Here is a 6,863-nt window from a genome sequence, read left to right as displayed (position 1 = left end):
AATTCGAATTATTGGAAGCGATTTTGGATAATTTCTCAACAATAGCGATACTATGCGCTCAAATAATCGGGTATCGCCTCTGCAATAAACAAATTTTCGCTGCGAATATTGGCTTTTAAATCCGCTCTAAAAAAATCAGCTATTATATGCATCCGCTCAGGACACACATCGAACGCATCACGCCACTTACCGATCAGGAGTTTAGTTATATACTCGGGCATTTTGAAGAAAAAAAACTCAGAAAGCATCAATATCTGGTGCAAGCCGGTACTTATGACCGTTTGATAACTGGGTGCTTGGGGGTTGTCTAAAGCATTTTAACGGATCAGGAGGGTAAGGTCATATCTTGCAGTTTGCCGCTGAAGACTGGTGGATTGCGGATTATCAGGCTATTTTAATCAGACGCCTGCCACCATTTAATATTGACTGTATGGAAGATTGTCAACTGCTTCAGCTTTCGGTACACAAACGGGAGAAAATTTGCTCCGAGATGCATAAAATGGAGCATTTTTTTCGAAAAAAGTAACCAGCGGTTACATTGCTTTGCAAAACGCATCCTGTCTTTATTGACCCATAACCCTCGTGGTCGTTATGAGGAATTTTTGCGCTTATACCCTAATTGAGCAGTCGTATTCCTAAAAATATATCGCGGCTTACCTGGGGTTTCTAGAGAAACGCTCAGCCGCCTTTACAATGAAAATTAGCCCAAATGATTCATTGCCAGATTCAGGGCGGCCGGTAAGCGCGTGTTTATAAGCTAAAATTGCTTCCAATAATTCGAATTTGCGGCGGGATGGTGCGCTTTTTAAGTATGCTCTAAGGTAAAAAAGTGTGACGTGCCGCACTTTTTTTTTGTGTTTTCCCTCCTTCTGCCTCAGGAACACTTTCCTCAATTTTGCATCATTGAAATCAGCGCATGTTTAAAATTCAAACATCGATTTCAATAATTCGGATTTGCAGCCGAATGGTGTGCTGTTAAATGCGCTCTAAGTATGAATAATCGGCTTAACCCATTAACAGGAAATAAACGACCATGATCACGATTATCGCAAATGGCAAGTAAAAGCAGATGCGCTGCAAGAGGTATTGTCCATGCTCCCGGTGTTGCAGGCGAAAAGTACTGCTGAGCCGGGTAATCTCGCTATCAGCATTTCAGGATCTTCATGCGCCCACCATGCTCTGGCTTTATGAAAGCTATCAGAACAGGGAGGCGCTGGAAGCCCATAAAGTTGCTGCCACTATCAGGAATTGGTACTGGCGAAAATCCTCCCCTTGTTGGAGCATCGGGAAGTGAAGCTGCTCAAACCACTATAGCCATCACGCAAAACAGGAGAATCTGTAAATTCAATTATTCATAAGAAAGGTCATTTCGATCTTTCAATATTAATTCATTATTGACATGAAATCATTCATTAAAATTTTAATGTTGGGCTACTTTTGTTTTCCCAATACAATAGCCATGCACAAAAAGCAAAAATTCTTTTCGTGGTAACGAGTCACCAGCAGCTCGGTAATACCGGTAAGGAAACCGGTTACTACTGAGTGAGGTAGCGCACCCCTGGGAGGTGTTAACCAATGCCGGTTATGAAATTGATATCGTCAGCCCTAAAGCCGGTCAAGCCCGGTAGATGGCTTCGACCTGGAAGATAAGGTGAACAAAGCGGTTTGGGAAGATCCTGCTTTCCAACAAAAATTCAGCATACCCTAAAGCCTGAAGCAGTGAATGTGGCGGACTATGTGGCCATTCACTTTGCCGGAGACATGGTACAATGTGGGATTTTCCTAAGGATAAAAATTGGCCGATATTGCCGCGGAAATTTATGAGAATGGGGGAGTGGTGAGTGCGGTTTGCCACGGGCCGGCAGGCTTGATTAATATTCAGCTTAATGATGGCGCTATCTGGTAGAGGGCAAACCATTAGCACCTTCACCAATGAAGAGGAGGCGGAGATGCAATTAGAGGAAGTGGTGCCCTTTGCCCTGGAAACCGCTCTGATTGAAAAAGGAGCCCGCATTGATAAAGCGGAAAACTGGGCGGAAAAAGTTTCGGTTGATGGTCGATTGGTGACCGGCCAGAATCCGGCCTCCGCGCATTTATTAGGGGAAAAAGTAGTGCAGGTTTTGCAGCAAAACTAATTTAAAAAATGCTTTATGAGCGTGTTTAAAAGCATCCCCTCCAGCCGCAAATTCGAATTATGGGAAGCGATTTTGGATAATTTCTTAACAATAGCGATACTATGCGCTCTAAGTAATCGGGTATCGCTTCTGCATAAACAAATTTTCGCTGCGAATTTTGACTTTTAAACACGCTATAAACCCGAATTATTCACAACTCAATCCATTCAATCAGTCAGTGGGGCTTATATTCAGTTTGTTATAGTTGTTTTTCTTTGGTTTTTGTACAGCCCAAATTTGGGCAAGCGTGCTTGCTCTTCCTTCCTCTGTTTCCTTGGACAAAAACTCGAAATAGCGGACTATTCCTTCATTTTCCCGACTTGCAGTTAAACGAGGGTTAAGAGTAGGCATCTTTCGGGTTAAAATCATTTCCAATAATCCGAAATTGCAGTAGGGCAGTGGTGTTTTAAACACGCTTGTAAGGAGATTGGTAAATGAAGGAGATTACCAACTTTTCAAATTTTATAATTTTAGAAGCATTTATTTTATTAAGCGAATATTATGACCAAATAAGTGAGCGAGGCTTAACAATAGCTATCAATAATCTTACAAGGTAATAACCAAAGCCTGTTGAATATGAAGTATTTATTAACTATTGTATTGATATTTTTATTTGTGCCCTACAGCCTGGCCAAACAAATTTCACCACTCCAAACATTCTTTTAATGCAATTCTAAAGGAGGATGTTACGGCTGTGTGGGATGAATCCATTACCGTATAAAACCGTATACGACTATCGTATATTAACATTTAAGGAAAAAGTATTTTTATTACGGATAGGGAGTGGATATCTTCTTATGATACCAAACTGGAGAGTTTAACAATTATCCAGCATTATCTGCGAAATACCTGTTTATTAAAGATGAGGTATTATTTGCCCTAGCTGGTAATCAAATTTATTATTTTACTTTAAATGATTGGGTGCTGATGAGTTACCCTTCTCGGGATATGGATTATGCCCAATTTAAAAAGGCTTTTGAAGAGAAAAAAATAGGGTTTATGCGATCAGGAAGCTTTATATTTGAAGTTGTTGATTGACGAACCGGAGAATTATAATAGCAAATATCCATGGATAGAGTGTATCAAAATCCAAAAAGGAAAAGTTGACTATCTGGAAGAAACTCCCTCGCATTTTTCCGCTGACACATTTTTTCCTTTGGATTTATTTGGTTTTAAAAAAGCTACATCAGGCCTAGAGAATCCTACAAAGACAGAAAAATTATCTGAATTTTTAGATTCCCCATATTATAACTATGTGGAAGAGTACAAAGGTGTATTTGATCCCGAGTCAACCGGATTATTCTGGGATTATGAATTGTATGAGGATCATAATGTGTTAAAGATTAATGATTTATATTATAAGATTAATACCAGAGATTTAGACCCTTTATTGGAAAGAATCACTCCAAAAGCCTAGTTGATAAAAATGAAATTTACATCAATGTGGGAGGACCTGAAAAAGGGCTTTATCAATCTGATGAAAAGTTTTTGACTTTTAATGCAAGTAAGACTGTTTCCAGCTCCTCTGAGGATTTTATCAGTTTATTTTCGGCCAGAGACGGCTATTTCACTTATCGAATTCGATAGAGAATGGAAATTATGTGGTGGAATTCTTTTGGTTATACCTGCAAAACCGTGTGCCGGCTATGATGGATATGACCATCAATGGTAAACGATTTTTATCAAACTATGAGCCCGATCCCGAAAAATATATTACCCAGGAAAGATCTAATGTAGAGGTGACAGATGGCTATATCGAGATTTCATTTACTGAAAGCCGAAAGGCAGGGCCTGAACAAATTCCTACATTGAATGCGATCCAAATACGAAAACCACCTAAGGTACGAAGTATTAACGCCGGGAGTACCAGCACATCTTATATTCAATCTGATGCTAACGGTATAGACCAATATTATGTTGGGGGGCGTACTTATATTGAGCCTGGTTATGATCTATTGTCCACTTCAAAATTGAAGAGCGAACGATTTGGAATCTTTTCTTATGAGATTCCTGTAGAAGAGAAAGGGTTATACAAGGTGAATCTTCATTTTTTTGAAAATTATTTGGGGAAAGCAGTCCCTTATCCTCAAAGCATGCCAAGAGCTTTTAGTGTAGATATTAATAATCTAACCATGTTAGAGGAGTTTTATTTTTATCTATATAAAAAAGGCACACCAAGTTTTTACGTACCGGCGGATTCTCTGATTAAGATTGATTTTTACCCAGGACGGAGAAGTCGGAACCTGCCTATGGTGAATGCCATTGATTGGGCAAAAGTGGAAAGCGTACCCAATTTATATGTTAGTTGCGGAGAGCCTGTTTGGCCTTACAGAGGCCGGGTTTACAATAAATATGGGATTTACCGGGCTTTTGATGCGGATAGTTATTTCGTTGGGGGACAGGTGTATAGAGGAGGGGGTTCTGATTTTTTATATGACTGGGAAAGATATGGTAAGGATTTTAAGTATGTGCTTCCCACTGAAAAGGGAGAAAAATATACCCTGACATTGTATTTTGAAGAGATTTACCATGAGCAAGTGGGTATGCGGCGTTTTAATGTTTCAGTGGATGGCTTTGATATATTGGAAAATTTGGATATTATTTCAGAGTCTGGCGGAAAATATATTCCGCTACAAAAGTCTTTTTCGATTGAAGCAAAAAGTGAACTTACAGAAATTCGATTTTATTTAGGGGAATACGGAATTGATAACGCCAAAGTATCCGCTATTTCATTAGAAAAAGCGGGGCAGGAGAATCTAAGAATGACGAATGGAGAGCAGGCAGGAGTAAAAGAAACTACCCTTTGGCCCAACCCCAATAATGGAATCTTTACTATTTTATCTCAGGAGCCTCTGCTCGATATTGTGGCATTTAACTTGTTGGGAATTAGGGAAAAACTCACCTTTGAAAAAAGGGGAAACTTATACGAAGTTAAATTCTCCAATGGTATCCCGAAGGGTACATATGTATTAAAGCTGCAAAAGGAAGGAAGAGTAGAATCACTTAAAGTAGTGGTTATCAATTAAATAAAAGCGCCGGTTCAAAAAGTGGAAAACAAGGCTCAATACTGATATTAAGCCTTGTTTTCATGCCTTTATTTCGCAATACTCACCCGGCTCACCCCAGTCAACCGATGAATGGCCGTAACCGATTTCCCGGATTCCAAAAGCGCCATCATGCTATCCTACTGATGGTGCTTCCGGAAGTTTTTCGAGCCGGGTTTTCTGCCTTTGAATTTCCCCTCGACCTTCTCCAGTGCAATGCCCGCGAGGGTCTTCTCTTTGATCACTTCCCGTTCTAATTCCGCGAACTCAGCCAGAAAAACCTCAGCGAATCAAAGGAGACAAAAGCAGCAAAAACTGGTAATCCAAGATTTTCAGGAAGATCTGCGCACAGGGATCTCTTCAAAAGCGAAAGATTTAGATAAAGATGTTAATCAGTTTTTGGTTGAGTTGAATATCAATAAATTGTAGATTGGAGGAGATTAGGACAATTTGTCCTAACCTCTTTTTTCTACTGATTTTTTTAGCCTTAAAATAAGCTCCTGGATGAAAACAATATTGCAAATTTCTCCAACTCAACACTGTTTAAATAGGGAGTTAGAATCTATACTTTAAAACCTGGATTCTAATTTTAAGTGCAAGTTTATTTGGCATAAAAAAAAGGTATCCGGTACCTTTGAAATTTAAATCTAATTGCACTTAAATAAGAAATAACAATGGCCCAGATTACCCTGACACAAAGATATGAAATTGAAGCGTTAGTTAAAATAGGGTTCAATAAAACAGCTATTGCTGATAAAGTTGGATTTCATGTATCGACTATAGGGAGAGAAATAAAGCGTTGTCGTAAAGGGTATTACGACGCTGATACGGCGCATAGTAAGTACCTGGCCAATCGTAAAAATAATCGGGAACCGTATAAACGGACCCCTGAAATGGAACAAGTAATTCGTAAGTTTCTTATTGATAATGATTTCAGCCCAGAACAAATAGCTGGAAGATGCAAAGAGGAAGGGACTCCTATGATCTCAGTTGAAGGAATTTATCAATTCATTTATAGTGTCCCTGAATTGGCTAATCACCTTAGGATCAGTAAGGGGAAAAGGAAAAAACGGAAATCTAATTCAAAAAATGGATCAAAAATTCCAGATCGGAAACCTATTCATATTCGACCCACGGAGGCTGATAATAGATCGGAGTTTGGGCATATTGAACTTGATGTTGTGGTAGGGACCAAGGAGAAGTCAAATGTTTTGGTTACGGCTGTTTGTAGAAGGTCTAGATATACATTGATCGGAATAGCATTAAGCAAATCAGATAAAGATGTTTTGAAAGCTTTAGAAGATATGGCTTCAAGATCTTTAATACCTTGGAAGACGGTTACTTGTGATAATGGGAAAGAATTTGCATGCCATAAAGAATTAGAAGCCTCTGTTGGTTGTGTGGCCTACTTTGCAGACCCTTACGCCAGTTGGCAAAGGGGTACCAATGAAAACACAAATGGCCTAATAAGACAGTACTTTCCTAAAGGGAAATCAATGGACAATATCAAAATGAATTCAGTACTCCAAGTAGAAGAAACCCTCAATAATCGCCCAAGAAAGAAATTGAATTTTTGGACGCCTATCGAATATATTCATGGTGAAAGAAAAAATTTGATCACCATCAATAAAACTTGCATTTAAAA

General features: G+C 39.1%; 4 protein-coding genes. All 4 read left to right on the top strand.

The genetic code is table 11. From position 1 onward, the window contains the following. Nucleotides 1-1,886: 1,886 nt before the first annotated feature. The 4 genes from AAA970_RS27630 (at nt 1,887) to AAA970_RS27615 (ending at nt 6,861) form a co-directional block, all read left to right on the top strand. Entirely contained in the window at nt 1,887-2,135 is a 249-nt protein-coding gene (locus AAA970_RS27630; RefSeq protein WP_338240159.1) for a type 1 glutamine amidotransferase family protein, read from the top strand. A 1,069-nt stretch (nt 2,136-3,204) separates the two neighbouring features. After that, nucleotides 3,205-3,591: a hypothetical protein gene (locus AAA970_RS27625; protein WP_338240158.1), complete on the top strand. Its 387-nt coding sequence runs from the start codon at nt 3,205-3,207 to the stop codon at nt 3,589-3,591. A gap of 184 nt (nt 3,592-3,775) precedes the next feature. Continuing rightward, entirely contained in the window at nt 3,776-5,200 is a 1,425-nt protein-coding gene (locus tag AAA970_RS27620) for a malectin domain-containing carbohydrate-binding protein (RefSeq protein WP_338240157.1), read from the top strand. A 692-nt stretch (nt 5,201-5,892) separates the two neighbouring features. Next, the gene (locus tag AAA970_RS27615; RefSeq protein ID WP_338236266.1) at nt 5,893-6,861 is read left to right on the top strand and encodes an IS30 family transposase; all 969 of its coding nucleotides are present in this window, start codon (nt 5,893-5,895) and stop codon (nt 6,859-6,861) included. Nucleotides 6,862-6,863 lie beyond the last annotated feature (2 nt).

Source organism: Persicobacter diffluens (genome assembly GCF_036244895.1).
GTDB classification, from domain to species: domain Bacteria; phylum Bacteroidota; class Bacteroidia; order Cytophagales; family Cyclobacteriaceae; genus Persicobacter; species Persicobacter diffluens.
The sequence above is the reverse complement of the archived record's forward strand: the minus strand, read 5'-3'. Positions and strand labels throughout refer to the sequence as shown.